Raw genomic sequence first — 26440 nt, 5'->3', positions numbered from 1 at the left:
CTGCCGAGGGGGCAGCCCGCCCGCCCGTGGGCTGAAGGGGACGTTCGTCTCGTAAGACGCGATGAAGGGGACTTTCCTCGCATCGCATGCGACGAAAGTCCCCTTCAGCTCGCTTCGGTCAGAACTTGAAGACGCCGTCGGTTTCGGCGTCGGCGGCGCAGGCGTTGCCGTAGGTCGCGCGGAAGGCGACCGGCTTGCCGCGCCACTCGCCGGTGGCCGAGACGTCGACCGGCGAGTAGTTGAGGGTGCAGGCCTGGTGGCGCGGGGTGATCTTGTCGAAGTCGCCCCCGGCGCGGCCGAGCACCGCGCAGGCGCTGTCGTGCGCGGGGTGGGTGCCGCCCGCTGGATCGCAGGTCAGCGTCACGGCCGAGAGCCGCCCGGTGACTTCGTGGGTGCTCAGCTGGAGCGAGGACGGGAGTTCGTGCGGCGCCGGGCACAGGCCGATCAGGCAGGCGGCAAGCGGCGCGAGGGGAAAGAAAGCCATATCGGGTCTATCGGCACCGCCATACCGGTCACTGTGTTCCTCGTCCGGGTGAGTCTTCATCGCTCGGCTGGGTGACATCGGCCGCGATGTCGTGGGCTAGCAGCGCGACGTACAGCGAGAGCATCGACTCGGGATCTTCGAGCCGGACGCCGAGCACCTGCTCGATTCGCGCGAGTTGCTGGTAGTACGCGGTCCGCGAGGTGTGGGCCGCCGCCGCGGCCGCGGACTTGTTGCCGCCCTGGGCGCAGTAGTGCCGCAACGCCTGCACCAGCCTGCTGCCCGCGGCAGCGTCACGCTGCAGCAGCGGGCCGAGCTCCCGCGCCGCGAACGCGGTCACGCGCTCGTCGTCGGCCAGCAGGTGCAGCAACCCGCGCAGCCGGACGTCGGCCAGCCGGTGGACCGGCCGATCGGTGCCTTCCCGCAGCGCTGCGGCCGCGACATGCGCGGCCTCGACGAGCGTCCGGCGGGCCTCGGCGGGGCCCGACACGGTCGTGCCGACCGCGATCACCGCGGGCGCGCTGCTCCTGGCCTCGTGGACGTCGGAGGCCAGGCGCTGCAACACCGCGTCGGCGTTCGCCTCCGGCGACAGCGCGATCAGCGCGCGCACCGCGACGTCGTCCGGCCCGACCAGTACCGACACCTTCGCACGCCGGGCCGAGAGCGCGGCCGCCTCGGCGAGTTCCCGCAGCACCGGCGGCGTGGAGAGCGCGGGCCGCCCGGTCGCGGTGATCCGCGGCCGGATCGCCAGCCCGATCAGGCGGCGTCCGGTCAGCGGGACGGCCAGCGCCGAGGCACGGGCCAGCAGTTCCGCGGACGGCGTCGGCGAGCACAGCAGCTCGGTGAGCACCGCGCGGTGGGCCTGCCGTTCGAGCCCGTCGGAGTCCTTCGCGACCAAACGGTGCACCGCCAGCGCCGACGCGGCCCGCTCGGCGACGACGCGGTGCCGGTGCGGCGGCGGTTCGGCGCACACGACGACCAGCCGCGCCCAGTCGTGCCCGCGCGCGCCGACCACGGTCACCAGCCAGCCCGCGCCGGCGTGGTACCCGGTCCGCTCGCCGACCTGGATCGCCCGCGAACGCGCCGGCCAGCCGGTCAGCAGCTCGCCGGGGTCGGTGCCCGCCGCGTCGTAGGCGAGCACCTCGTGGTCCAGGGTCTCCAGCACCACCGGCTGTTCGGTGATCCGCGCGACCTCGCCCAGCACCACCCGCGGTTCGGCGCCCGCGACGGTCAGCGCGGTGAACGTTTCGTGCACGCGTTCGGCCGCGCGCAGCTCGGCGACCTGCGCGTCCACGATCATCCCGTTGACCGCCTCGGTGACCGTGACGTACCGCGTCTCGCGGGAGAGCGTGACCAGCGGCAGGCCGTGCCGGTCGGCGGCCTCGACCAGCGCGGGCGGCAGCTTCTCGTGCCAGTGCCGGACCAGCTCGATCACCAGGCCCGCCGCGCCGACGCCGGCGAGATCGCCGATGTAGCGGGCGAGCGCGGCGCCGTCGTCCGGCAGCGCGACGCCGGTGGTGAGCACCAGTTCGCCGCCGCGGAGCAGATGCGCGATGTCGGCGACCTCGGCGACGTGCGCCCATCGCACGGCGGCGTCCAGCCCGGCCGCTCCGGCCACCACGTGCGGGCGGCCCTGGCGCAGCACGGGAAGGGCCAGGACCTCGGCGACGGTCGGGTACATCGGCTCACATTCTCTGGGGTGGGACAGACTGTACGGCCGCGCGGCCGAGTCCGTACATGTTGCCGATGGTCCGGTGTGGCGTGCGCGAAGGAGACTCCGGAGCGCAGGTTCACCCACGACGAAGGAGCGGCCCCGTGACCGACCGCATCAGCCATTGGATCGACGGCAAGACGTTCGACGGTGTGGCGCAGCGCAGCGGGGACGTGTTCGACCCGGCGACCGGCGAGGTCGCGGCGAAGGTCGATTTCGCGGGTCAGGCCGAGGTCGACAGGGCGGTGGCGGCGGCCTCGGCGGCGCTGCCGGGCTGGCGCGGGACGTCGCTGGCCGGGCGCACGCGGATCCTCTTCGCCTTCCGCGAACTGCTCGTCGCCCGCAAGGACGAACTCGCGAAGATCGTCACGAGCGAGCACGGGAAGGTCGAGTCCGACGCGGCGGGCGAGATCGCCCGCGCCATCGAGAACGTCGAATACGCGTGCGGCGCGGCACAGCTGTTGAAGGGCGGCTTCAGCGAGAACGCCTCGACCGGCGTCGACGTCTACTCCATCGCCCAGCCGCTCGGCGTCGTCGGCGTGATCTCGCCGTTCAACTTCCCGGCGATGGTGCCGCTGTGGTTCGTCCCGAACGCCTTGGCGTGCGGCAACACCGTGGTGCTCAAGCCGAGCGAGAAGGACCCGTCCGCGGCGAACTTCATCGCGGAGCTGTTCGCCGAGGCCGGGCTGCCCGCGGGCGTGCTCAACGTGCTGCACGGCGACAAGGTCGCGGTCGACGGGCTGCTGGAACACCGTGACGTCAAGGCGATCTCGTTCGTCGGGTCGACGCCGATCGCGCGGTACGTCTACGAAACCGGGACCCGCAACGGAAAGCGGGTCCAGGCGCTCGGCGGCGCGAAGAACCACATGGTCGTGCTGCCCGACGCCGACCTCGACCTCGCCGCGGACGCCGCGGTGTCGGCGGGCTTCGGCTCGGCGGGGGAGCGGTGCATGGCGGTGTCGGTCGTGGTCGCGGTCGACCCGGTCGGCGACGAACTGGTCGCGAAGATCACCGAGCGGATGTCGAAGCTGCGCGTCGGCGACGGCCGCAAGCCGACCTCGGAGATGGGGCCGCTGGTCACCAAGGCGCACCACACCCGCGTCGAGTCCTATGTGGACGTCGGAGTGGCGGCGGGCGCGTCGCTGGTCGTCGACGGCAGGGGCGTCGAGGCCGACGGCGGCCAGGACGGCTTCTGGCTCGGCCCGACGCTGTTCGACCACGTGCGCCCGGAGATGCCGATCTACACCGACGAGATCTTCGGCCCGGTGCTCTCGGTCGCGCGCGCCGATTCGTACGAGGCCGCGCTGGAGCTGATCAACGCGAACCCCTACGGCAACGGGACCGCGATCTTCACCGGCGACGGCGCGGCCGCGCGGCGCTTCCAGAACGAGGTCGAGGTCGGCATGGTCGGGGTGAACGTGCCGATCCCGGTGCCGGTCGCGTACTACTCGTTCGGCGGCTGGAAGGACTCGCTGTTCGGCGACTCGCACGCGTACGGGCCGGAGGGCTTCCACTTCTTCACCCGCACCAAGGTCGTCACGTCCCGCTGGCCGGACCGCTCCCACGCGGGCGTCAACCTGGGCTTCCCGAAGAACTCGTGACGGCCGGATCCGTCCCGGGCTGAGCGCCGGGCACTCAAGGTTCCGTAAACTCGTTGTGAGGACGACGGGCTTTACGGAGGTGCGAGTGGCCAACGCGGATGAGCGCCGGTTCGAGGTGCTGCGCGCGATCGTCGCCGACTACGTCTCCAACCAGGAACCGGTCGGGTCGAAGACGATCGTCGAGCGGCACAACCTCGGCGTGTCCAGTGCTACGGTGCGTAACGACATGGCCGCGCTGGAGGAAGAGGGCTACATCACCCAGCCACACACCAGCGCGGGCCGGATCCCGACCGACAAGGGCTACCGGCTCTTCGTCGACAAGCTGTCCGAGATCAAACCGCTGTCCACCGCCGAGCGCCGGGCGATCACGAGCTTCCTCGACAGCGGCACCGATCTCGACGACGTCCTGCGCCGGTCCGTGCGGCTGCTCGCCCAGCTGACCAGGCAGGTCGCGGTCGTCCAGTACCCGGCGCTGACCAACGCCGCGGTGCGCCATCTCGAGGTCGTCCCGCTGACCCCGGCCCGGCTGATGCTGGTGCTCATCACCGACTCCGGGCGCGTCGACCAGCGCACGGTCGACCTCGGCGACGTCATCACCGACGACGGCGTGGCGCGGTTGCGCACCGTGCTCAACGCGGCGATGTCGGGGCGCCGGCTCACCGACGCGGCGGGGCGCGTGGCCGAGCTGCCCGAGCAGGCACCCGGTGACCTGCGCGACGCACTGACCCGGGTCTGTACCGTGCTGGTGGAGTCGCTGGTCGAACATCCCGAGGAACGGCTGGTGCTCGGCGGCACCGCGAACCTCACCCGCAACGTCGCGGACTTCCCCGGCTCGCTGCGCCAGGTGCTCGAGGCGCTGGAGGAGCAGGTCGTGGTGCTCAAGCTGCTCGCCGCTGCGCGCAACCCCGGTGCGATCACCGTGCGCATCGGTGAGGAAAATGAGGACGAGCAGATGCGCAGCACCTCGGTCGTGTCCATCGGGTATGGGCGCGACGACATGCTGCTCGGGGGCATGGGGGTGGTCGGCCCGACGCGGATGGACTACCCGGGCACGATCGCGGCGGTGCGCGCGGTGGCCAACTACGTGGGGCAGATCCTGTCCGCCCGCTGACCGGGCAGGCAGAGAAGAAGGAGAAGGCAAAGACGGTGGCGAGGGACTACTACGGCATCCTCGGCGTGGCCAAGAACGCGTCCGATCAGGAGATCAAGCGCGCGTACCGCAAACTGGCCAGGGAGCTGCATCCCGACGTCAACCCGTCGGAGGACGCGCAGCACCGCTTCGGCGAGGTCACCACGGCGTACGAGGTGCTCTCCGACCCGCAGAAGCGCAAGATCGTCGACCTCGGCGGCGACCCGATGGACAACGGCGCCCGTGGCGGCGGGGGCGGCGACCCGTTCGCGGGGTTCGGCGGCCTCGGCGACATCATGGACGCCTTCTTCGGCGCCGCGGGCGGGGGCGGCGGTCGTGGCCGCGGCCCGCGCAGCCGCGTCCAGCCCGGCTCCGACGCGCTGATCCGGCTCGGCCTCAGCCTCGAGGAGTGCGCCACCGGCACCGACCGCGAGATCAGCGTCGACACCGCCGTCGTGTGCGACCTGTGCCGCGGCGCGGGCACCAACGCCGGCACCGGCACCAAGACCTGTGACACCTGTGGCGGCGCCGGCGAGGTCCAGTCCGTGCAGCGGTCGTTCCTCGGCCAGGTCGTCACCGCGCGTCCCTGCCCGGTGTGCCGCGGGTTCGGCGAGGTCATCCCCGACCCCTGCCGCCAGTGCGGCGGCGACGGCCGGATCCGGTCGCGGCGCACCGTCACCGCGAAGATCCCGCCCGGCGTCGGCGACGGCATGCGCATCCGGCTGTCCGGCCAGGGCGAGGTCGGGCCCGGCGGCGGCCCCGCGGGCGACCTCTACGTCGAGATCGACGAGTCCCCGCACGAGGTGTTCGTCCGCCAGGGCAACGACATCCACTGCAACTTCCGCATCCCGATGACCACCGCCGCGCTCGGCGCCACCGTGCCCATCGCGACCCTCATCGACGGCGACTACGAGCTCGACATCGAACCCGGCACCCAGCCGGCCACCGAACTCGTGCTCACCGGCAAGGGCATGCCGCGGCTGCGGTCCTCCGGCCGCGTCGACGGGCGCGGGGACCTGCACGTCCACATCGACGTCCAGGTGCCGACCAAGCTCGACGAGGCCCAGCGCGAACTCCTCATCGACCTCGCCCAGCAGCGGGGCGAGGAAGTGCCGACGCTGGCCACCAACGGCACCAAGCACGGCGGGCTGTTCTCCAAGCTGCGCGCCAAGAACCACCGGTAACCCGCGTGCCGGACACCACCCTGCCGGTCTTCCTCGCCGACGCGCTGCCCGAGGGCACGCACGCCGTGCTCGACGGCGAGGAAGCCCGGCACGCGGCCACCGTGCGGCGCCTGCGCGCGGGGGAGCGGCTCGTCCTCTCCGACGGCGCGGGCGGCATGGCCCGCTGTGTCGTCGAGGTCGTCCAGGCCGGTCGCGACGCGCACCTCACCCTCACCATCGAGGAACGCTGGACCGAGGAGCCGCCCGGCCTGCGCGTCCACGTCGCCCAGGCACTCGCGAAGGGCGACCGCGGCGAACTCGCCGTCGAACTCGCCACCGAGGCCGGCGCCGACGCCATCGTCCCCTGGCGCGCCGCCCGCAGCATCGCCCGCTGGGACGACGGCCCCCGCGGCGGCAAGGCCCTCGCCCGCTGGCGCGCCACCGCCCGCGCCGCCGCCAAACAAGCCCGCCGCGCCCACGTACCCGAAGTCACCGAGCCCGTCGGCACCCGCGAGCTCGCCGAACTCGCCGCCACCATGTCCCTGGCCGTCGTCCTCGAGTCCGACGTCCCCGACAGGTTCACCGACCTCGACCTCCCCGACACGGGTGACCTCCTCCTCGTCGTCGGCCCCGAGGGCGGCATCACCGACGAGGAACTCGCCGCACTCACCGCCGCCGGAGCCCGCGCCGTCCGCCTCGGCACCACCGTTCTGCGCACGTCAACGGCCGCCGCCGTCGCCCTCGGCGCCCTGGGCACACTTACCGCCCGCTGGCTATGAAAAATCTTCAACCAAAAAATTCGCCACAATTTGCGGCGAGTTATGGCGCGATCACACTGTGAGCCGTTACTCTCGTTTACTAACGCGCCACACACGGTTTCGGCGCGCTACTGGGTGAGACCCGGTCGCGCGCGAAGAACCCCGCCGGGCACCTCCCCCCTCGGTCCGGCGGAGCCGCGGCGGCGGTGGAGCGACCCCCAGGCTCCACCGCGCCGCGGCGTCTTCGTGTGTGCTTCCGCTTCGCTCCAGCCCACCCTTCGCGCCCCGGGCGGTTCCGCGTCCTACCCGGGGGGCCGAGCCCCCCGGACCCCCACGGTGCGGCAGCTCCCGACCCAGCGTGGTCCCCTTCCGGCGCGGCCTGGCGAGTTCCCCGTTCACGACGGCGAGTTCCACGCCCAGGGGCTTGAGTTCCACGTTCGCGCGCCTGAGGTGGTGGGTCGTGCTACTCGGGCCTGGCGGCCCTCGTGCACTGGTGAGTGGGCGTGCGGTGGTGTGGATAGGGTGTCGGGCATGAGTTCTGAGGCGGAGACGTTGTTTGAGCGGATCATTGCGGGGGAAGTGCCGGCGGAGGTTGTGTATCAGGACGAAACGACGTTCGCGTTTCGGGATATCAATCCGCAGGCGCGGGTGCACGTGCTGGTGGTGCCGCGGAAGAGGTATCGCAATGTGGCCGAGTTGGCGGCTGCTGATCCGCAGTTGTTGAGTGACGTCGTCGCTACGGCGGCCAAGGTGGCGTCGTTGGAGGGGATCTCTTCGTCGGGGTATCGGGTGGTGTTCAATACCGATGCGGATGCGGGGCAGACGGTGTTTCATGTGCACGCGCATGTGCTTGGTGGGGAGTCGCTGGGGCACTTCGGCAAGGTTGGTGGGTAGCGAGGGCCTGGGCGGCCTGCGGTAACCGGACTGCGCCGCGCGCGGCGAAACCGCTAGCATCGAGGGGTCAGAAACCCTCGAAGGCAGCGATAGCGCAGAAAGCAGGCCAGAGGCCACGTGGCCGGAACCGCACAGGGTGGAGCCGCCCAGCCCGACGTCCCCGACGGCGTCCCCGCAGAGTCCATCGACAAGTCGTCCAGCGGCACTGCGGCCATCGATGAGGCCACCGCCACCCAGGCGGCCCAGTCCCGATTCCCGATCCCCGACGCCGCCGCGCTGTCCCTGCTCGGCTCCCGCGACGAGAACCTCCGGGTCGCCGAGGAACTCCTCGCCGCCGACGTCCACGTCCGCGGTAACGAGGTCACCCTCACCGGCACCCCCGCCGACGTCGCCTTCGCCGAACGCGTCTTCGCCGAACTCGTGACACTCGCCGGGGGCGGCCAGCAGGTCGGCCCCGACACCGTCCGGCGCACCGTCGGCATGCTCTCCAGCGGCGACGCCTCGCCCGCCGAGGTCCTCAGCCTCAACATCGTCTCCCGGCGTGGCAAGACCATCCGGCCCAAGACGCTCAACCAGAAGCGCTACGTCGACGCCATCGACAAGCACACCGTCGTCTTCGGCATCGGCCCCGCCGGCACCGGCAAGACCTACCTCGCCATGGCCAAGGCCGTCCAGGCGCTCCAGGCCAAGCAGGTCACCCGCATCGTGCTCACCCGCCCGGCCGTCGAGGCCGGCGAGCGGCTCGGCTACCTGCCCGGCACGCTCAACGAGAAGATCGACCCGTACCTGCGCCCGCTCTACGACGCGCTGCACGACATGGTCGAGCCCGAGTCCATCCCGCGGCTCATGCAGGCGGGCACCATCGAGATCGCGCCGCTCGCCTACATGCGCGGCCGCGCACAGCCCGTCACCACGCCGGTGCTGACCCCCGACGGCTACCGGCCGATCGGCGAGCTGGCGGTCGGCGACCTCGTGGTCGGCTCAAACGGCGAGCCCACCGTGGTCCTCGGCGTCTACCCGCAGGGCGAGAAGGACATCTACCGCGTCACCGCCGGGGACGGTGCGTCCACGCTCTGCTGCGGTGACCACCTCTGGACGGTCCGGACGGCGGCCGACAAGCGCCGGGGCAAGCCCTGGCGCGTCCTCGAGACCAAGGAGATGATCGGCAAGCTCCGGGCCGCGCACGCCCGCCGCTACGAGCTGCCGATGCTGACGGCGCCGGTCTGCCACCCCGAGCAGGACGTGCCCATGGACCCCTACGCGCTGGGGCTTCTGCTCGGGGACGGGTGCCTGACCGGCTCCACGACGCCGGCCTTCGCGACCGAGGACCCGGAGCTGGCGATCGCCCTCGAGATGGCGCTTCCCGGGGTGCGCGTCCGTCACAAGGGCGGTGTCGACTACACCCTGAACCGCGTGCGGGAACCCGGCGACGTGATCACGCTGGAGAACCCGGTCACCGGCGCCCTGCGCGCGCTTGAGCTGATCGGGACCCGTTCGCACTCCAAGTTCATCCCCGAGGTCTACCTCCAGAACTCCGCGGACGTCCGTCTCGCGGTCCTGCAGGGACTTCTGGACTCCGACGGTGGGCCGGTTACCCAGCGGGCCCGCACCTGCCGCATCCAGTACACGACGACCTCGTCGCGGCTGAAAGACGACGTCATCCGCCTGGTCCAGTCGCTCGGCGGCGTCGCCTACACCCGGCGCCGCGCGGCGCTGGGGCGCAAGCCGGGCCGTGCCAAGGGACGTGACGTCGGCTACCGGCACGACGCCCACATCGTCGAGATCCGGCTGCCCGCCGGGATCGAGCCGTTCCGCCTGACCCGCAAGCGGCTGAAGTACCGCGCGACCGGCGGCGGGCGCCCGATGCGGTTCATCGAGAGCATCGAACCGGCCGGACGTGCGGAAGCGGTGTGCATCCAGGTGGCAGCGGCGGACTCGCTGTACGTCACCGAGGACTACCTGCTCACACACAACACGCTGAATGACGCCTTCATCATTCTCGACGAGGCGCAGAACACCACGCCCGAGCAGATGAAGATGTTCCTCACCCGCCTCGGCTTCGGCGCCAAGATCGTCGTCACCGGCGACATCACCCAGGTCGACCTGCCCAGCGGCCAGCGCAGCGGCCTCCGCGTCGTGCGCGACATCCTCACCGGCGTGGACGACCTGCACTTCGCCGAGCTGACCAGCCAGGACGTCGTCCGGCACAAGCTCGTCGGCGACATCGTCGACGCGTACGAGAAGTGGCAGGCCGTGCAGGACGCCCAGGACCAGCCCGGCAACGGCTGGAAGGGGGGCCGTCGATGAGTATCGAGATCGCCAACGAGTCCGGCGTCGACGTCGACGAGACCTCGATCGTGTCGGCCGCGCGGTTCGCGCTCGACAAGATGGAGGTCAGCCCGCTCGCCGAGCTGTCCATCCTGCTCACCACCCTCGACGTCATGTCCGATCTGCACGAGCGCTGGATGGACCTGCCCGGCCCCACCGACGTCATGGCGTTCCCGATGGACGAGCTGGACTCCTCCCGCCGTCCCGACGCGCCGGACGCCTCGCCCGCGCTGCTCGGTGACATCGTGCTGTGCCCGGCGTTCGCGAAGGACCAGGCGAAGAAGGCCGGGCACGCGCTGCTCGACGAACTGCACCTGCTCACCGTGCACGGCGTGCTGCACCTGCTCGGCTACGACCACGCCGAGCCGGCCGAGGAACGCGAGATGTTCGGCCTGCAGAAGCGCATCCTCGGCGAGTACCAGGCCGCGGTGGCCGCGTTCGACCGCCGCGACGCGCAGCGCAGCGCGGACGAGCGGCTGCTCGGCACCGCCGGGCTCGACACCGTTCCGCCCGCCGAAGAGCCGCCGGCCTGACGGGTCCTCCGCCGATGGGCGACTACACCGCACTGCTCGTCATCGCGATCGCGCTGGTCCTCCTCGGCGGGGTGTTCGCGGCGGCCGACGCGGCGATCAGCACCGTCTCCAAGGCGCGCGCCGAAGGTCTCGTCCGTATGGGCCGGGCCGGCGCGCGCCAGCTGGCCGCGGTCATCGAGGAACGCCGCCGTCACATCAACCTGCTGCTGCTCCTGCGGGTCAGCTGCGAGCTGACCTCGACCGTGCTGGTCACGGTGGTGTGCCTCGACGAGATCGAACCGCTCGGGCTCGCGGTGGCGGTCGCCGCCGTCGTGATGGTCGTGGTCGTCTACGTCCTCGTCGGCGTCGGACCGCGCACCATCGGGCGCCAGCATCCGTACTGGGTCGGGACCATCGTCGCCGGGCCCGTCCGCGTGCTCGGCTCGGTGCTGGGCCCGCTGTCCCGGCTCCTCATCGTCATCGGTAACGCCATCACGCCCGGCCGTGGTTTCCGCGAAGGCCCGTTCAGCTCCGAGGTCGAGCTGCGGGAGCTGGTCGACCTCGCGCAGGAGCGCGGCGTCGTCGAGGACTCCGAGCGCGAGATGATCCACTCGGTGTTCGAGCTGGGCGACACCGTCGCCCGCGAGGTCATGGTGCCGCGCACCGAGATCGTCTGGATCGAGCACGACAAGACCGTGCGGCAGGCGCTGGCGCTCGCGTTGCGCACCGGCTTCACCCGGGTGCCGGTGATCGGCGAATCGGTGGACGAGATCGTCGGCGTCGTCAACATCAAGGACCTCATGCCCGCGTACATGGCCGACGGCTCGGCGCGGCGGGTCTCCGAGGTGATGAACCCCGCGAGCTTCGTGCCGGACTCCAAACGCCTCGACGAGCTGCTGAAGGAGATGCAGCTCTCGCACAACCACATGGCGATCGCGGTCGACGAGTACGGCGGCACCGCGGGCGTGCTGTCCATCGAGGACATCCTCGAGGAGATCGTCGGCGAGATCACCGACGAGTCCGACACCGACGAGCGGCCCGAGGTCGAGGAACTGGAGGACGGCGCGGTCCGGGTCTCCTCCCGGCTCGGCCTCGACGACCTCGGCGAGCTGTTCGGTCTCGACCTCGAAGAGGACCACGACGTCGAGACCGTGGGCGGGCTGCTCGCCGAACAGCTGGGCCGGGTTCCGCTGCCGGGCGCGGAGGCCGAAGTCGCCGGTCTTAGGCTGTTCGCCGAAGGGGGCAAGGACCGCCGCGGGCGGATGCGGATCACCTCGGTCGTCGTGCGGCCGGTCGCGAAGGCCGAGGAGGACGCGCCCGAGGGCAACGGCGGGTCCGGGCGCCGCCGCGGCAAGCCGCCCCACCCCGATGAACGTGACAGGAGAGTCGAACATGCCTGAGCTGGACGCCGAGGACCAGAAGCTGGTCACCCTGGCCCGCTCGTCGCGGGCGCGCACGCAGGCCGCCGAGGGCGCCGCCGTGCGCGACACCGACGGCCGGACCTACACCGCGTGCACGGTCGACCAGCCGTCCTTCCAGCTCACCGCGCTGCAGGCGGCGATCGCCGCGGCGTTGTCCAGCGGTGCCGAGGGCATCGAGGCCGCGGTGGTCGTCAGCGGCGAGCCGCTGCTGAAGGAGGCGTCGGTGCACGCCGTGCGCGACATCGCCGAACACGCGCCGATCGTGCTCGCCGACGCCTCGGGCGCGGTGCTGGAGGTGCTGCGCTGATGGGCGAGCCGCACCGTTCCGGGTTCGCCTGCTTCGTCGGCAGGCCCAACGCCGGGAAGTCGACGCTCACCAACGCGCTGGTCGGCACGAAGGTCGCCATCACCTCCAGCAAGCCGCAGACCACCCGGCACGCGATCCGCGGCATCGTGCACCGCGACGACAGCCAGCTGGTCATCATCGACACGCCGGGCCTGCACCGGCCGAGGACGCTGCTCGGGCAGCGCCTCAACGACGTCGTGCACTCGACGTGGTCCGAAGTGGACGTTGTCGGATTCTGCGTGCCCGCCAACGAGAAGATCGGTCCCGGCGACCGGTTCATCGCCACCGAGCTGGCCAAGATCGCGAAGCGTACGCCGGTGATCGGCATCGTCACCAAGACCGACCTCGTCAAACCGGAACAGGTCGCCGAGCAGCTTCTGGCCCTGCAGAAGGTGATGGACTTCGCCGAGCTGATCCCGGTGTCCGCTGTGGACGGTTTCCAGGTCGAAGAGGTCGCCGACGTCCTGGTCGCCAAACTGCCCGAGGGGCCGCAGCTGTACCCGGGCGGGGAACTCACCGACGAGCCCGAGCAGACCCTGGTCGCCGAACTCATTCGTGAGTCCGCATTGGAGGGTGTCCGCGACGAGCTGCCGCATTCGATCGCGGTCACCGTGGAGGAGATGCTGCCCCGCGAGGGCCGCGACGACCTGATCGACGTCCACGCGTTCCTCTACGTCGAGCGGTCGAGCCAGAAGGGCATCATCCTGGGGCACAAGGGCGAACGGCTGCGTGAGGTGGGGGCCACCGCGCGTAAGCACATCGAGGCGCTGCTCGGTTCGAAAGTGTATCTCGACCTGCACGTCAAGGTGGCGAAAGACTGGCAGCGTGATCCCAAGCAGCTGCGCAGGCTCGGATTCTGAACTCTCGGTCTCGATTCGGTCGCGACGGGACGAAACGGGGACCGGTACCGCACGGCGCGCCCTACAGTCTCACCTCCGGCATCGAGCGCTGATCGGGCAGCGTGCCAGGCCGGTACCTCACGTACACCGAAAGGGACACCGAGAAAATGACCGAGAACCAGGGCCTGCCCAACTACTCCGGCGGCCAGGGGGGCGGCTACCAGCCCGGACCGCCGCCCAGCAACAACCTCGTGTGGGCCATCCTCACCACGATCTTCTGCTGCCTGCCGTTCGGTATCGTCTCGATCGTCCAGGCGACGAAGGTCAACAGCCTGTGGGCCCAGGGACAGACCGCGGCCGCGCAGGAAGCGGCGAACGCCGCGAAGAAGTGGGCCATCATCGCCGCCGTGGTCGGCGTGGTGCTGTCGGTGATCTCGCTGATCCTGTCGCTGGCCGGGGTGTTCACCCTCGGCGGTACCGTCAGCACGCGCTACTGACGTACGAACCAGCAGGGGGGTCTCGATGACCAACCAGTACCCGCCGCCGTATCCGCCCGGCGGGCAGCAGCCGTACTACGGCTACCCGGGGCCGCCGAACTACGGGCCGCCACCGGACAACAACCTCGTGTGGGCGATCCTCGCCACCGTGTTGTGCTGCCTGCCGCTGGGGATCGTCGCGATCGTGAAGTCGAGCCAGGTGAATTCGCTGTGGTTCCAAGGACTTCACGCCGAGGCGCACAAGGCCGCGGACGACGCGAAGAAATGGGCGATGTGGTCGGCCATCAGCGTCGGGATCCTCCTGCTGCTCTACGTCATCTTCATCGTGGTGATGCTCTTGGTCGTCGGCACCTCGGTCAAGGGGTTCACGCCGTGACCACGACCGTCTACACGGGATTCCCGGCGCGGGGCTGGCGCGCGAGGACGCGCGCGCTGGCCCCGCCGCTGGCCATCGCCGCGGGCGCGGCGGCGGGCTGCGTCGCGGTGTGGCTCGGCGATCCGACCACGCCGGGCGGCCCGTTGCCGGTCTGCCCGACCAAGGCGCTGCTGGGCATCGACTGCCCCGGCTGTGGCGGCCTGCGGATGGCCTACAGCCTGCTGCACGGCGACATCCCGGCCGCGCTGCACTACAACGCGGTGTCCTTTGTGGTCGTTCTGCTCTTCGTGTGGAGCACCGTCGGCTGGGCGGTCGGACGCCTGCGCGGCAGACCGGTGAACAGCTGGCTCCACTGGCGGTGGACCCCGCTGACCTTCGCCGTGGTGTTCGTCGTGTGGTTCGTCGTCCGCAACCTGCCGTTCGCCCCGTTCACCGGCCTGTACGTCTGATTCCGTCCGATCCGGACGCGGCCGGAACCGGCGGCGGCACGGCTGCGTCGGACCGGTTCGACAGTTCGTGCGGCGTGGACGCCTGCGGTGTGGAACCCTTGCCGCACCGAGTACGCTCCGCGAACCGGCCGGAGCACCGACACTGCCGTACATTTGGGCCGATTCCCGCACGAGGCCCGTGCGGGGGAGCGACCAGCGAGGGGGAACACCCGATGACCGATCCCTACGGCCAGCAGCCCTCCGGCCAGCCGGGGCAGCAGCCGTTCGGACCGCCCGCGCCGTTCGGCCAGCCGGCGCCGTACGGGCAGCCGCAGCCCGGTCAGCAGGTCCCGTTCGGACAGCCGGGGCCGTCCGCGCCCTACGGTCAGCCCGCGCCCTTCGGCGCGCCTTCGCCGTTCGGCGGACCGCCGCGGAACCTCGCGAACTGGGGCCAGCGCGTCGGCGCGTTCCTCATCGACCTCGGGCCGGTCATCGGCATCCAGCTCATCGGCTACCTGGTGATGATCGGGTCCATCACGGCGGGCAGCATTCTCCTCGGCATCGGCGGCCTCGCCGGGCTCGGCTGGACCGTCTACAACCGTTGGATCCAGGGCGGCAACACCGGCCAGTCCCTCGGTAAGCGCGTGCTGAAGATCAAGCTGGTCAAGGAAGACACCGCCCAGCCGCTCGGCGCCGGTGGCGCGTTCCTGCGCGACGTCTGCCATTTCCTCGACAGCGCCGTCTGTTATCTCGGGTTCCTCTGGCCACTGTGGGACGACAAGGCGCAGACCTTCGCCGACAAGATCGTCGGGTCCATTGTGGTCACTGACGACGGCGCCCCCGGCGGCATTCCCGGCGCGGGTTCCTCGCCCTTCGCCGCCGCGCCCGCGCAGCCGTACGGTGGGTACCCCGCTCCGGGGCAGCCCGTGCAGCCGATGGTGTCCGGCCAGCCCGGTTTCGGCCAGCCGCAGCCGGGCCAGCCGCAGACCGGGGGCTTCGGGCAGCAGCCGCAGGGCGCCTTCGGCCAGCCGCCCGCGCCGGGGCAGCCGCCGCAGCCGGGCGGTTTCGGCCAGCCCGCCGCGCCGGGCCGGCTGCCGCAGTCCGGTGGCTTCGCCCAGCCCGTCCCGCCGTCGGCGCCCACGGCGCCGGAGACGGGCGGCCAGGACGAGCCCGAGCGCACCCAGATGCTGCGGCCGGACACCGGCGCGCAGGCAGCGCCTGGTGACGATCAGGCCGAGCGCACCCAGATGCTGCGTCCGGAAGCTGCCACCGGCTCCGGTCAGGCCGACGAGACGCAGAAAATCCAGCCCGGCGGGTTGCCGCCGCACCAACCCGGCCAGGACCAGCCGCCGCGCTAGCGGGGGCCGGTACCCGGTCACCACCGGCGGGGAACGCCCGCCGGAAGATCACGAGTAATTGGGGAACACCGTCATGACCAATCCCTACGGGCAGCAGCCCGGCCAGCAGCCCTACGGCCAGCAGCCCGGGTACCCGCAGTCGGGCGGGATGCCCGCGCAGTCCGGCGGGATGCCCGCGCCGTACGGCCAGCCCGCGCCCTACGGACAGCCGTCGCCTGCGTACGGCCAGCCCGCGTTCGGCGGTGGCCCGGGGGTGCCGCCCGGTGGTGGCGACATCAACGCCATCAAGGACTACAAGGGCTGGGCGATCGGCTGCATCTTCCTGTTCTGGATCCTCGCGATCTTCGCGATCATGAAGTCCAACGAGGTCAACACGTACAAGGCCCAGGGCAACTACATGATGGCGGAGCAGGCGTCGAAGACGACCAAGACGCTCTGCCTGATCGCCACCATCATCGGCGGCATCAGCTGCGCGCTGAGCATCGTGTGGATCATCGTCGCGATCGTGGCCGCTTCCAGCGTCCGCACCTACAGCTACTACCACTGATCCGGGTCGCTCCACCCCGATGTCGTCCCCGGGTGGGACGATGTCGGGGTGGTGAACCTCTATCGCGACACCGGAGTGGTGCTGCGGACGCACAAGCTGGGTGAGGCCGACCGGATCGTCACCCTGCTGACCAGGCGGCACGGCAAGGTCCGGGCCGTCGCCAAGGGTGTGCGCCGCACGTCGTCGCGGTTCGGGGCGCGGCTGGAGCCCTTCGGGCACGTCGACGTCCAGTTCTACACCGGGCGCACGCTCGACGTGATCACCCAGGTCGAGACCGTGGACGCGTTCGCGCTGCCGCTGGTCGCCGACTACCAGCGCTACACCGCGGCGAGCGCGATCGCCGAGACCGCGGACCGGCTTTCCGCCGAAGAGGGCGAGCCGGTGCTCAAGCTGTACCTGCTCGTCGTGGGCGCGCTGCGCGCGCTGGCCGGTGGTGAGCGGGATTCCTCGCTGGTGCTCGACGCGTTCTTCCTGCGCGCGATGTCCTACGCCGGCTGGGCACCGGCGATCACCGAATGCGCCCGCTGCGGGCTGCCCGGCCCGCACGCCGCGTTCAGCGTCTCCGCGGGTGGTTCGATGTGCCAGGACTGCCGCGTCCCCGGCTGTGTGCATCCCGCCCCCGAGGTCCTCGTGCTGCTCGACGCGCTCATGCACGGCGAGTGGACGGTCGCGAGTGAATCGGTGCCGGTGGTGCGGCGTGACGCGAGTGGCCTGGTCGCGGCGCATCTGCAGTGGCATCTGGAACGGCAGCTCCGCTCGCTGCCCCTGGTCGAGCGGCGTGCCAGGGAGGCCGCCACGCCGGGCCAGTAGGGTCGTCGGCGAAGAACTGCCGGGTTTTGGAGGGTACGAGTGCTGCGCAGGGGACGCGAGACCAAGGCGTCGCGATACGAGCTGCGGGCGCCGGATCCGCATCCGTCCGGGGCGCGGCCGCCGGAGATCCCGCGCGAGCTGATCCCGAAGCACGTCGCGCTGGTGATGGACGGCAACGGCCGCTGGGCCAACCAGCGCGGGCTGCCGCGGATCGAGGGGCACAAGCGCGGCGAGGCCGTGATGATCGACGTCGCGAGCGGCGCGGTCGAGCTCGGCGTCAAGTGGCTCTCGGTGTACGCGTTCTCGACCGAGAACTGGAAGCGCAGTCCCGAAGAGGTGCGCTTCCTGATGGGTTTCAACCGCGACACGATCCGCCGCCAGGTGGACTACCTCGGTTCGATCGGTGTGCGGATCCGCTGGGCGGGGCGGCGTCCGAAGCTGTGGGCGAGCGTGATCAAGGAGCTCCAGGTCGCCGAGGAGAAGACCAAGCACAACACCGCGCTCAACATGACCATGTGCGTCAACTACGGCGGGCGGGCCGAGCTGGCCGACGCGATGCGCCGGATGGGCCAGGACGTCGCGGACGGGAAGCTGAACCCGGACAAGATCAGCGACCGCACCATCGGCAAGTACCTCTACCAGCCGGACATGCCGGACGTGGACCTGTTCCTGCGGCCGTCGGGCGAGCAGCGGACGTCCAACTTCCTGATCTGGCAGTCGGCCTACGCCGAGATGGTCTACCAGAACACGTTGTTCCCCGACTTCGACCGCACCCATCTGTGGCGGGCCTGCCTGGAGTTCGCGAAGCGGGACCGCCGGTTCGGCGGCGCCGTCGACCAGGCTTCGGGCGACGCCTCGGGAGGCGCGTCGTGAGCACCGCCGAGGCCGAGGAGACGGCCGACCTGCTGACGCGGGCGCGGGAGGGGCTGGAGCGCTACCTCGAGGTGCACGTCGACGACGACGGCGTGCTGACGTTCTCCCACAACGACGTGCCCTGTGTCGTCCAGGCGAGCATGCTCGCGGACGGGCTCGCGGTGCTGAGCATGACGTGCGTGATCGCCTGGGATCTGCCCGACGAGGAGGCGATCGCGGCCGCGGTGGCACGGCGCGCGGGCGAGGGGCTGTTCGGCACGCTCGGGGTGTCCCGCAGCGAGAAGGGCGTCGACGTCACGCTCCGGTACGCGTTCCCCGCGCGGGGGATGGAGCCCGCGCCGCTGGGGACGTTGATGATGCTCGTGGTGTCCACCGCGTCGCAGTTGCGGGTGGAGTTGCCCGGCCTCGGCTGAGGCCGTTCGCCGGGGAAAAACCGGTGCGAACGGTGTTTCGGGTGCCGAAACGGGCAGCGAACTTCCGCTCGCTCGCGAGGGTGTCGGTGCGGCCTGGCATCATCGCGACCGTGGAAACCATTTCCAACAACCCCGCCGAGCCGGTGCGGGCCCGTCGCCGGTTCCGCATCTCGTCGATCGAGGTGCTGTGCGCGGTCCTGCTGATCGCGATCCTGGCCCAGGGCTGGCTGCAGCGCGTGTTCGACGTGCCCGCGCTGCGCACCGGGTCGACGGTGTTCGTCGCGGTGTGCGTGCAGGCGCTGCCGTTCCTGGTGCTCGGCGTGCTCATCAGCGGTGCGATCGCGGCGTTCCTGCCCGCGCGCGTGCTGCGCCGGCTGCTGCCGCGGCGGACCGGGGTCGCGGTCGGTGTCGCCGGGCTCGCCGGGGTCGCGCTCCCCGGCTGTGAATGTGCCTCGGTGCCGGTGGCCCGTCGGCTGATGGGGCAGGGAGTGGCACCCGCGGCGGCGCTGACCTTCCTGCTCGCCGCGCCCGCGGTGAACCCGGTGGTGCTCGTGGCGACGGCGGTGGCGTTCCCCGGCAAGCCCGAGATGGTGCTCGCGCGCTTCGCGGGTTCGCTGGTGACGGCGATGGTGATGGGCTGGCTGTGGGCGCGCTGGGGCAAGCTCGAGTGGATCACCGAACGCGCGCTGAAACGGCTGCCCGAGGTCGAAAACGGCGCCCGGTGGCGGGTTTTCGCCGAGACGGCCCGCGCGGATCTCGTCGAGTCCGGCGGATTCCTGGTGCTCGGCGCGTTCATCTCCTCGGCGCTGAACGTCCTGGTGCCCGCGAAGTGGTTCGGCGTGCTGGGCGAGCAGATCGTGCTCGGGGTGCTGGTGATGGCCGTGCTCGCGGTGGTGCTCGCGTTGTGCAGTGAGGCGGACGCCTTCGTGGCCGCGTCGCTGTCCGCGGTGCCGTTGCTCGGGAAACTGGTGTTCCTGGTGGTCGGGCCGGCCGTCGACGTCAAGCTGTTCGCCTTGCACGCGGGCACGTTCGGCCGGTCGTTCGCGCTGCGGTTCGCTCCGGTGACGTTCGTGGTGGCGCTGGTGTGCGGAGTGCTGGCCGGTGTGGTCTTCCTCGGAGGTGTTTCGTGAGGCGGGAAACCCAGAACGTCCTGCTGATCCTGCTCGGCGGGGCGCTGGTGAAGATCGCGCTCAACGGCGATTACCTGCGCTACGTCAAGCCCGCGCAGCAGCCGTGGATCATCGCCGGTGGCGCGGTGATGGTGGTGCTCGGCGCGATCGCGATCGTGCGCGACGTGCTGGCCGCGCGGGGCCAGGCGCGGGCCGCGGCGCCGGTGCCCGCGGACGAAACGCACGGCCACGGGCCGGGGGAGGGGCATCATCACGCGGCGCGGTCGGCGTGGCTGCTGGTGCTGCCGGTGCTGGCGGTGTTCCTGGTCGCGCCGCCCGCGCTGGGCTCCGATTCGGTGACCAGGACCGAGGCCAGGGCCCCGCAGAGTAGCGCCGCGGCCGAGGCGGCGGCCTTCCCGCCGCTGCCCGCGGACCCCGTGGTTTCCTTGCCCCTCAACCAGTTCGTGAGCCGGGCAGGCTGGGATCACAGCGGGACGCTGAACGGCCGCACGGTCTCGCTGTCCGGGTTCGTCGTGCACACCGGCGGCAGCACGCTGCTGGCCCGGCTGGTGATCACCTGCTGTGCCGCGGACGCCTTCCCGGTGACCGTCCGGCTGCTGGGCGGCGGGGCGGACCACCTCGCGAGCGACACCTGGATCCAGGTGACCGGGCAGGTCGTCCCCGGCACCGCGACGAAAGCCAACGCCTACACCCCGGACTTCACCACCGCCACGGTCACGCCGATCCCCGCCCCGAAAGACCCCTACGAGTACTGAGCGTCTCAGTGGTCGGTGCAGACGCCGACGATCTCGACGGTGTGGCTGATGTCGGAGAAACCGTTCTCCGCGGCGACCTTCTCGGCCCAGCGCTCCACCGCGGGCCCCTCGACCTCGACGGTCCGCCCGCACAGGCGGCAGACGAGGTGATGGTGGTGATGCGCCGAGCAGCGGCGGTAGATGGCCTCGCCGGACTCGGTGCGCAGGACGTCGATCTCCCCGGCCTCGGACAGCGACTGCAGGGTCCGGTAGACCGTGGTCAGCCCGATGCCGTCCCCGCGTTTGCGCAGTTCGTCGTGGAGTTCCTGCGCGGAGCGGAAACCGTCGATGGTGTTGAGCAGGTCGACGACGGCGGTCCGCTGCCGGGTGGACCGGCGGCCGGGGACCGGCGTCGTGCTGCGGGAGGCGGCCTGGCTCATCGTCATTATTTCCCTTCCTGGACGTGTGCCACCGCGTCGACGACGATGTGCGAGAGATGGTCGTCGGCCAGCCGGTAGACGACCTCGCGGCCGCGGCGTTCGCCGCGGACCACGCCCGCCGTCTTCAGCACGCGCAGGTGCTGGCTGATCAGCGGCTGGGCGACGTCGAGCGCGTCGACCAGCTCGTGCACGCAGCGGTCGGCCTCGCGCAGTTGCAGCACGATCGCAATCCGGACCGGGGCGGCGAGTGCCCGCAGCAGGTCACCGGCGTCGGCGAGGGTGGCGGCCGAAGCCGTCGCCGCGGGGGCGGCGCTCGGCTGGCCGGGGGTGTGGGTGCCGTCGTCGTCCGCCCAGGCGGGCACGGCCGCACCCGGGGTCACCGTCGCCATGTCGAGCCTCCGCCCCTTCACCGTGCCCGGCCGGTCCGGACCATGATTTCGGTAGTCATTGCCGATAACGGCACCTCCCATCCTAGTGTTCCCTCCGGCGGCGGCCGCCTGGTCGTCGACGCGCGGAAGGTACTAGTCCATTCAGGTGACATCGGGAAGAATCGGTGGTTCCACTTCGCAACCTGTGGCGGACGGTGCAAGGTTGTCGCAGGAACTTTCCGCCGGGCCGCCGAACCGGCGATGGAGTCATGTCCGGCCGGAGCGGAGGCAGTTGGGGCATCATGAGGCGTTTCGTGACGAAGTCGGCCGCGTCGGCACTGGTCGTGCTGCTGGCGGCCCCGGGGGTGGCCTCGGCGCAGGCCCCGCAGTCCGTGGACGAGAAGACGGGCCCGGTGTCGTTCGCCAATATCGCGTCGGTGCGCATCGGTGCCGGTGGCGGTCAGCACGGCGGCGCGCTGATCACCGAGACCCAGCGGTCGCCGCTGAGCCCCGGCCAGTCGAAGCTGTCCGCCGAGCGCGTCGCGGTGCCGAACAACGACGGTGAGAAGGCCACGCTGGGCGGGCACTACGAGATCGACCTCGGCAAGTTCTCCGGCGCGTCGGCCAGTGCCTACCCGTCCGCGATCGCCAGCCGCGAGCACGACGTCGTCGCCGCGCTGCAGCAGAGCACCGTGCCGACCGCGGCCGCCGAGACCAACTACGCCTTCCGGGACAACTGGCAGGGCGGCGCGAAACCGCTGGACAACACCGTGCTGGTGTTCGAGGGCGCGCGCAGCGCGGTCGACTGCACGGCGACGAACCGCACCACGGCCACGACCTCCGTCGCGAAGCTCTGGGTCCGCGGTACCGACGGGGCGCTGGCTCCGGTCACCGTCCCCGGCGGCGGTTCGGCGCTGGAGCTGAAGAACCTGAAGCTCGGCCCGCCCGGCGACGTCCAGCAGGCCAGCAAGGACAAGACCGTCTCGGACGTCACGATCTCCCGGGTCACCGCCTTCGACCAGCTGGTCCGCCAGGACGGCTGGCGCGACGGGGACGTCACCGCGGTCGCGGGCTGGCGCGTCGACATCACCACGCATGTGCGCAACGACCAGGGCACGAACCTCGAGGACGTCAAGACGAACGCCGTCCTCGGCGGTGTCAGCTGCTCGATCCCGAAGAACTTCGTGGCCAGGGCGGCCGGCGGTACCGGCACCGGCGCGACCGGGCAGCAGCAGGCCACCGTGCCGACGCAGGTCCCGGCCGGGTACGTCGCCGCGGCCGCGCCGGAGGACGGTTTCCGCGTCCCGCTCGGGCTCGGCCTGCTCGGCGGCGGTCTCGCCTTCGCCGCGCTCGCCGTCGTGCTGGGCCGTCGCCGCCGTGCGAAGGCGGGACAGGGGTAACGCGCGTGCTGCGCACCGGTCTGGCCGCGCTGTCGGCGGTGGTGGCGGTGCTCGCGATCGCCGCGGGGGTGGTCGTGCTGACCTGGGTACCCGCGACGCCGACCGCGGCCGTCGAGCCACCGCCGGGATCGCTGCCCGGCGAGGACGGCGCGCCCGCGGTGCTCCCGGTGGACAACTCGGCGCCGGGCCAGCAGCGTCCCGGCACCGTCGCGCTGCCCGGCGGCGGCACCGCGCGGCTGGTCCGGACCGAGGTGACCCGCACCGGCGTCCTCCCGATCCCGCGCGGGCTCGGCGACGCCGCCTGGTGGGGCGCGCGCCTCGGTGCCGAGCACGGCGCGTCGCTGCTGTCCGGGCACGTCAACTGGGCGGCCGCGAAAGGCCCGTTCGACGAGCTGTGGCGGATGAAGACCGGCGACAACGTGAGCATCCTCGACGCGAAGGGCGGCCGGTGGCTGTACCGCGTCACCGGCGCGGTCACGGTCGCCAAGGGCGAGCTGCCCGCGCAGGCACAGCGCCTCTTCGGCCAGGACGGGCCGCACCGGCTGGTGCTGGTGACCTGCGGCGGCGACTACGTCGGCGGCACCGAGGGGTACGACGAGAACCGGATCGTCACCGCGTCGCTGATCTCCCGCCCGGACGGCGGTTGACGCCGGGGAATCCGATGCAACCGCTCACGCGGTACGCGGCATGTCCTGCCTTGCCGATACCGCCGAGCGAAGGAGCACGACCCGATGACGTTCCCGTCCAGTTCCGCCGGAGCAGCCACGCCGAAGCGCACTTCCCGGCGCTGGATCTTCGTCGCCGCCGCGGCGCTCGTGGTGGCCGCGGTGGTCGCGGCCCTGTTCATATTCACTGGAACGGGTGATCCTGTGGTCGCGAACGGGACGCCCGGGGCTCCCCATTCCGCCCCGGCCGCGCCCGCCGGGCACGAGAGCACCGACAGCGGGAAGGCGCCCGGCAAGCTCACGCTCCCCGGCGGAGGGGCCGCCAAGACGGTGCGCCAGGACCTCGCCGCCGACGGGACGCTGCCCATCCCGCAGGCCCTCGACGAGGCCGCGTGGTGGGGCGCGAACCTCGGCGCCGACCGGGGCGTGACCGTGCTCTCCGGGCATGTGAACTGGAAGGGCGCCAAGGGCCCGTTCTTCGAGCTCTGGCAGGTCAAGGCCGGTCAGGAGGTCACGCTGGCCGACACCTCGGGCGGCCGGTGGACCTACCGGATCGACGCCGCCGAGACGATCCACAAGACCCAGCTCGCGGCGCGTTCGGAACAGCTGTTCGCCCCGGAGGGGCCGCACAAGCTGGTGCTCGTCACGTGTGGCGGAGAGTACGTGGGCGGGAGCACCGGGTACGAGGACAACCGGGTCGTCACCGCGTCGCTCATGTCGCGTCCGTGAGCCGGTCACCTCGCCGGTGGAGCCGCGGGGGCGGGCGGATACGCTAGTCCTTCGAGTCCGATAACCGTCCCCGCATGCTTCCGGAGCGTGGAGTGCCCGCCAATACCATTGAATCCGTCGTCAGCCTGTGCAAGCGTCGTGGCTTCGTCTTCCCCAGCGGAGAGATCTACGGCGGCACCCGGTCGGCGTGGGACTACGGACCGCTCGGCGTCGAGCTGAAGGACAACATCAAGCGCCAGTGGTGGAAGACCGTGGTGCAGAGCCGCGACGACGTCGTCGGCATCGACTCCTCGGTGATCCTGCCGCGTCCGGTGTGGGTCGCCTCCGGCCATGTGGGCGTGTTCACCGATCCACTGGTCGAGTGCCTGTCCTGTCACAAGCGTTTCCGCGCCGACCAGCTCGCGGAGGAGTTCGCCGCGCGCACCGGCAAGGAGACCTCCGAGGACGACCTGTCCGAGGTCCCGTGCCCGAACTGCGGCACCCGCGGCCAGTACACCGAACCGCGTGACTTCAACATGATGCTCAAGACCCACCTCGGCCCGGTGGAGTCCGAGGAGGGGCTGCACTACCTGCGTCCCGAGACGGCGCAGGGCATCTTCGTCAACTTCCTCAACGTGCAGACGACCGCGCGGAAGAAGCCGCCGTTCGGCATCGGCCAGGTCGGCAAGTCGTTCCGCAACGAGATCACGCCGGGCAACTTCATCTTCCGCACCCGCGAGTTCGAGCAGATGGAGATGGAGTTCTTCGTCGAGCCTGGCGAGGACGAGCGCTGGCACCAGTACTGGATCGACGAGCGCACGAAGTGGTACACCGACCTCGGCATCAAGTCCGACAACCTGCGCCACTACGAGCACCCGAAGGAAAAGCTTTCGCACTACGCGAAGCGCACGGTCGACATCGAGTACCGGTTCGACTTCAACGCGGGCCAGGAGTGGGGCGAGCTGGAGGGCATCGCCAACCGCACCGACTTCGACCTCACGACGCACTCGAACCACTCGGGTGTCGATCTGTCCTACTTCGACCAGGCCACGAAGGAGCGCTACCGCCCGTTCGTGATCGAGCCCGCCGCCGGTGTCGGCCGGTCGATGATGGCGTTCCTCGTCGACGCCTACCACGAGGAGGAGGCGCCGACCGCCAAGGGCGGCGTCGAGAAGCGCGTGGTGCTCAAGCTGGACCCGCGGCTCGCGCCGTTCAAGGCCGCGGTGCTGCCGTTGTCCCGCAACGCGGACCTGACGCCGCGGGCGAAGGAGGTCGGCGCGATGCTGCGCAAGCACTGGAACGTCGACTTCGACGACGCCGGTGCGATCGGCCGCCGCTACCGCCGCCACGACGAGGTCGGCACGCCGTTCTGCGTCACCGTCGACTTCGACACGCTCAACGACCAGGCCGTCACCGTGCGCGAACGGGACAGCATGGCCCAGGAGCGCGTCGCGATCGACAAGCTCGAGTCCTACCTGGCCGCCCGCCTGATCGGCTGCTGATCCCGCTTCGAAGGTCCGTGAAGGCCTCCATCACAGCGCTCAAGGCTGTGAAGGAGGCCTTCACGGCGTTGAGGTGACCCCTGACAGACGTCATGGCGGGGTCGTGACGGTTGGGCTGCGAGCGGGGCCGCCGGTGGCGGCAGGCTCGGGGGCATGGAAACGCGAAGGATCGGCCACGGGGACGAGGCGGTCGCGGCGGGGGCCGCGGTCCACCTCACCGGGCTGCGGAAACACTACGGCGAGGTACGTGCGGTCGACGGCGTCGACCTGACCATCGCCCCCGGCGAGGTGGTCGCCCTGCTCGGCCCGAACGGCGCCGGGAAGTCCACCACCGTCGACCTGCTGCTCGGACTGTCCACACCGGACTCCGGCACCGCGTCCGTGTTCGGCAGGACGCCCGGCGACGCCGTCAAGAACGGGATGATCGGCGCGATGCTCCAGGGCGGCGCGCTGCTGGAGGACCTCACGGTCGGCGAGACCGTCGGGATGGTCGCGGCGTTGCACCGCGAGCCGATGCCCGTGCGCGAGGCCCTGCGCCGCGCCGGGATCGAGGACCTCGCGAACCGCCGCGCCACCAAGCTTTCCGGCGGCCAGAAGCAGCGCGTGCGGTTCGCGGTCGCGCTGGTGAGCGACCCGGACCTGCTCGTGCTCGACGAGCCGACCGCCGCGATGGACGTCGGCACCCGCCGCGAGTTCTGGAAGTCCATGTACGCGTTCACCGAATCCGGGCGGACCGTGCTGTTCGCCACCCATTACCTCGAAGAGGCCGAGGAGTTCGCCGACCGCGTCGTGCTGATGCGGGCCGGGCGGATCGTCGCCGACGGGTCCGTCGCCGAGGTGCGTGCGCTGGCAGGGGGACGCACGATCCGCGCGGGGGTGCCGGGGGCGGCCGAGCCGGGGGGGGGGGGGGGGGCGCGCGAGAACCGGGACGACAAGGGGCGGGGCCGGGGGGGGGGGGACCACAGCCCCGCCCCACACCCCCGTGGGGGGGCGGGTGGGGCCCGCCCC

At 71.2% G+C, this 26440-nt stretch carries 28 protein-coding genes and 3 pseudogenes; 27 read left to right on the top strand and 4 right to left on the bottom strand.

Annotated elements, in window-relative coordinates:
* Window positions 1–118: 118 nt before the first annotated feature.
* Window positions 119–484: an SSI family serine proteinase inhibitor gene (locus tag ACFWX1_RS39570; RefSeq protein WP_378394986.1), complete on the bottom strand. Its 366-nt coding sequence runs from the start codon at window positions 482–484 to the stop codon at window positions 119–121.
* A 28-nt stretch (window positions 485–512) separates the two neighbouring features.
* Complete coding sequence (locus ACFWX1_RS39565; RefSeq protein ID WP_378394985.1) at window positions 513–2162, bottom strand: PucR family transcriptional regulator; 1650 nt, start codon at window positions 2160–2162, stop codon at window positions 513–515.
* Window positions 2163–2296: 134 nt separating this feature from the next.
* Between ACFWX1_RS39565 and ACFWX1_RS39560 the strand changes: the two genes are divergently transcribed.
* The 22 genes and pseudogenes from ACFWX1_RS39560 (at window position 2297) to ACFWX1_RS39455 (ending at window position 20370) form a co-directional block, all read left to right on the top strand.
* Window positions 2297–3793, top strand: coding sequence for a CoA-acylating methylmalonate-semialdehyde dehydrogenase (locus ACFWX1_RS39560; protein WP_378394984.1), 1497 nt, complete (start codon window positions 2297–2299; stop codon window positions 3791–3793).
* Between the two features lie 85 nt (window positions 3794–3878).
* Window positions 3879–4904, top strand: coding sequence for a heat-inducible transcriptional repressor HrcA (hrcA, locus tag ACFWX1_RS39555; RefSeq protein ID WP_378394983.1), 1026 nt, complete (start codon window positions 3879–3881; stop codon window positions 4902–4904).
* A gap of 35 nt (window positions 4905–4939) precedes the next feature.
* A complete protein-coding gene (gene dnaJ / locus ACFWX1_RS39550) occupies window positions 4940–6106 on the top strand; it encodes a molecular chaperone DnaJ (protein WP_378394982.1) in 1167 nt (388 codons plus the stop codon).
* 5 nt (window positions 6107–6111) lie between these two features.
* Window positions 6112–6864, top strand: a complete 753-nt coding sequence (locus ACFWX1_RS39545) for a 16S rRNA (uracil(1498)-N(3))-methyltransferase (protein ID WP_378394981.1) — start codon at window positions 6112–6114, stop codon at window positions 6862–6864.
* Window positions 6865–7374: 510 nt separating this feature from the next.
* The gene (locus tag ACFWX1_RS39540; RefSeq protein WP_378394980.1) at window positions 7375–7737 is read left to right on the top strand and encodes a histidine triad nucleotide-binding protein; all 363 of its coding nucleotides are present in this window, start codon (window positions 7375–7377) and stop codon (window positions 7735–7737) included.
* A 117-nt stretch (window positions 7738–7854) separates the two neighbouring features.
* Window positions 7855–8634: pseudogene (locus ACFWX1_RS39535) on the top strand (PhoH family protein); the annotation flags it as partial.
* Window positions 8623–9438: pseudogene (locus ACFWX1_RS39530) on the top strand (LAGLIDADG family homing endonuclease); the annotation flags it as partial. The pseudogenes ACFWX1_RS39535 and ACFWX1_RS39530, both read left to right, overlap by 12 nt.
* A 273-nt stretch (window positions 9439–9711) precedes the next feature.
* Window positions 9712–10044 (top strand): annotated as a pseudogene (locus ACFWX1_RS39525) (PhoH family protein); the annotation flags it as partial.
* The gene (ybeY, locus tag ACFWX1_RS39520; protein ID WP_378394979.1) at window positions 10041–10598 is read left to right on the top strand and encodes an rRNA maturation RNase YbeY; all 558 of its coding nucleotides are present in this window, start codon (window positions 10041–10043) and stop codon (window positions 10596–10598) included. The pseudogene ACFWX1_RS39525 and the gene ybeY, both read left to right, overlap by 4 nt.
* 14 nt (window positions 10599–10612) lie before the next feature.
* Window positions 10613–11977 carry a hemolysin family protein gene (locus tag ACFWX1_RS39515; protein ID WP_378394978.1) on the top strand — a complete coding sequence of 455 codons (1365 nt, stop codon included), beginning with the start codon at window positions 10613–10615 and terminating at the stop codon, window positions 11975–11977.
* Window positions 11970–12305, top strand: a complete 336-nt coding sequence (locus ACFWX1_RS39510) for a cytidine deaminase (protein WP_378394977.1) — start codon at window positions 11970–11972, stop codon at window positions 12303–12305. The genes ACFWX1_RS39515 and ACFWX1_RS39510 overlap by 8 nt, the downstream gene beginning before the upstream one ends.
* The gene (gene era / locus ACFWX1_RS39505) at window positions 12305–13204 is read left to right on the top strand and encodes a GTPase Era (protein ID WP_378394976.1); all 900 of its coding nucleotides are present in this window, start codon (window positions 12305–12307) and stop codon (window positions 13202–13204) included. The genes ACFWX1_RS39510 and era overlap by 1 nt, the downstream gene beginning before the upstream one ends.
* 146 nt (window positions 13205–13350) lie before the next feature.
* Window positions 13351–13680: a CD225/dispanin family protein gene (locus tag ACFWX1_RS39500; RefSeq protein ID WP_378326734.1), complete on the top strand. Its 330-nt coding sequence runs from the start codon at window positions 13351–13353 to the stop codon at window positions 13678–13680.
* 25 nt (window positions 13681–13705) lie between these two features.
* On the top strand, window positions 13706–14056 hold the full coding sequence (locus ACFWX1_RS39495) for a CD225/dispanin family protein (protein ID WP_378394975.1): 351 nt from the start codon (window positions 13706–13708) through the stop codon (window positions 14054–14056).
* Complete coding sequence (locus tag ACFWX1_RS39490) at window positions 14053–14505, top strand: DUF2752 domain-containing protein (RefSeq protein WP_378394974.1); 453 nt, start codon at window positions 14053–14055, stop codon at window positions 14503–14505. The genes ACFWX1_RS39495 and ACFWX1_RS39490 overlap by 4 nt, the downstream gene beginning before the upstream one ends.
* A gap of 212 nt (window positions 14506–14717) precedes the next feature.
* Complete coding sequence (locus tag ACFWX1_RS39485) at window positions 14718–15842, top strand: RDD family protein (RefSeq protein ID WP_378394973.1); 1125 nt, start codon at window positions 14718–14720, stop codon at window positions 15840–15842.
* Window positions 15843–15915: 73 nt separating this feature from the next.
* Entirely contained in the window at window positions 15916–16389 is a 474-nt protein-coding gene (locus tag ACFWX1_RS39480) for a CD225/dispanin family protein (protein ID WP_378394972.1), read from the top strand.
* Between the two features lie 48 nt (window positions 16390–16437).
* On the top strand, window positions 16438–17199 hold the full coding sequence (gene recO / locus ACFWX1_RS39475; protein WP_378394971.1) for a DNA repair protein RecO: 762 nt from the start codon (window positions 16438–16440) through the stop codon (window positions 17197–17199).
* 39 nt (window positions 17200–17238) lie between these two features.
* Window positions 17239–18072 carry an isoprenyl transferase gene (locus ACFWX1_RS39470; RefSeq protein ID WP_378394970.1) on the top strand — a complete coding sequence of 278 codons (834 nt, stop codon included), beginning with the start codon at window positions 17239–17241 and terminating at the stop codon, window positions 18070–18072.
* Window positions 18069–18485: a hypothetical protein gene (locus ACFWX1_RS39465; protein ID WP_378394969.1), complete on the top strand. Its 417-nt coding sequence runs from the start codon at window positions 18069–18071 to the stop codon at window positions 18483–18485. The genes ACFWX1_RS39470 and ACFWX1_RS39465 overlap by 4 nt, the downstream gene beginning before the upstream one ends.
* Window positions 18486–18595: 110 nt before the next feature.
* Window positions 18596–19615 (top strand): permease, encoded by a 1020-nt coding sequence (locus ACFWX1_RS39460; protein WP_378394968.1) that lies wholly within the window; start codon window positions 18596–18598, stop codon window positions 19613–19615.
* Window positions 19612–20370, top strand: coding sequence for a TIGR03943 family putative permease subunit (locus ACFWX1_RS39455; RefSeq protein ID WP_378394967.1), 759 nt, complete (start codon window positions 19612–19614; stop codon window positions 20368–20370). Before ACFWX1_RS39460 ends, ACFWX1_RS39455 begins: the two co-directional genes overlap by 4 nt.
* Window positions 20371–20375: 5 nt before the next feature.
* Here ACFWX1_RS39455 and ACFWX1_RS39450 read toward each other — a convergent pair whose 3' ends face one another.
* Together ACFWX1_RS39450 and ACFWX1_RS39445 are read right to left on the bottom strand one after the other, a co-directional pair.
* Complete coding sequence (locus tag ACFWX1_RS39450; RefSeq protein WP_378394988.1) at window positions 20376–20789, bottom strand: Fur family transcriptional regulator; 414 nt, start codon at window positions 20787–20789, stop codon at window positions 20376–20378.
* A 5-nt stretch (window positions 20790–20794) separates the two neighbouring features.
* Window positions 20795–21178 carry an ArsR/SmtB family transcription factor gene (locus ACFWX1_RS39445; protein WP_378394966.1) on the bottom strand — a complete coding sequence of 128 codons (384 nt, stop codon included), beginning with the start codon at window positions 21176–21178 and terminating at the stop codon, window positions 20795–20797.
* Between the two features lie 281 nt (window positions 21179–21459).
* Between ACFWX1_RS39445 and ACFWX1_RS39440 the strand changes: the two genes are divergently transcribed.
* The 5 genes from ACFWX1_RS39440 to ACFWX1_RS39420 all read left to right on the top strand — a co-directional run.
* The gene (locus ACFWX1_RS39440; protein WP_378394965.1) at window positions 21460–22557 is read left to right on the top strand and encodes a hypothetical protein; all 1098 of its coding nucleotides are present in this window, start codon (window positions 21460–21462) and stop codon (window positions 22555–22557) included.
* Window positions 22558–22562: 5 nt separating this feature from the next.
* Entirely contained in the window at window positions 22563–23204 is a 642-nt protein-coding gene (locus ACFWX1_RS39435; protein ID WP_378394964.1) for a class F sortase, read from the top strand.
* An 84-nt stretch (window positions 23205–23288) separates the two neighbouring features.
* Window positions 23289–23951 carry a class F sortase gene (locus tag ACFWX1_RS39430; protein ID WP_378394963.1) on the top strand — a complete coding sequence of 221 codons (663 nt, stop codon included), beginning with the start codon at window positions 23289–23291 and terminating at the stop codon, window positions 23949–23951.
* 92 nt (window positions 23952–24043) lie between these two features.
* The gene (locus ACFWX1_RS39425; RefSeq protein WP_378394962.1) at window positions 24044–25432 is read left to right on the top strand and encodes a glycine--tRNA ligase; all 1389 of its coding nucleotides are present in this window, start codon (window positions 24044–24046) and stop codon (window positions 25430–25432) included.
* A 153-nt stretch (window positions 25433–25585) separates the two neighbouring features.
* On the top strand, window positions 25586–26440 hold an 855-nt coding region (locus ACFWX1_RS39420; RefSeq protein WP_378394961.1), incomplete at its 3' end, for an ABC transporter ATP-binding protein.

Origin of the sequence: Amycolatopsis sp. NPDC059021 (genome assembly GCF_042739895.1) — a bacterium.
GTDB lineage: Bacteria > Actinomycetota > Actinomycetes > Mycobacteriales > Pseudonocardiaceae > Amycolatopsis.
This window is presented reverse-complemented; position numbering and strand designations above follow the sequence as displayed.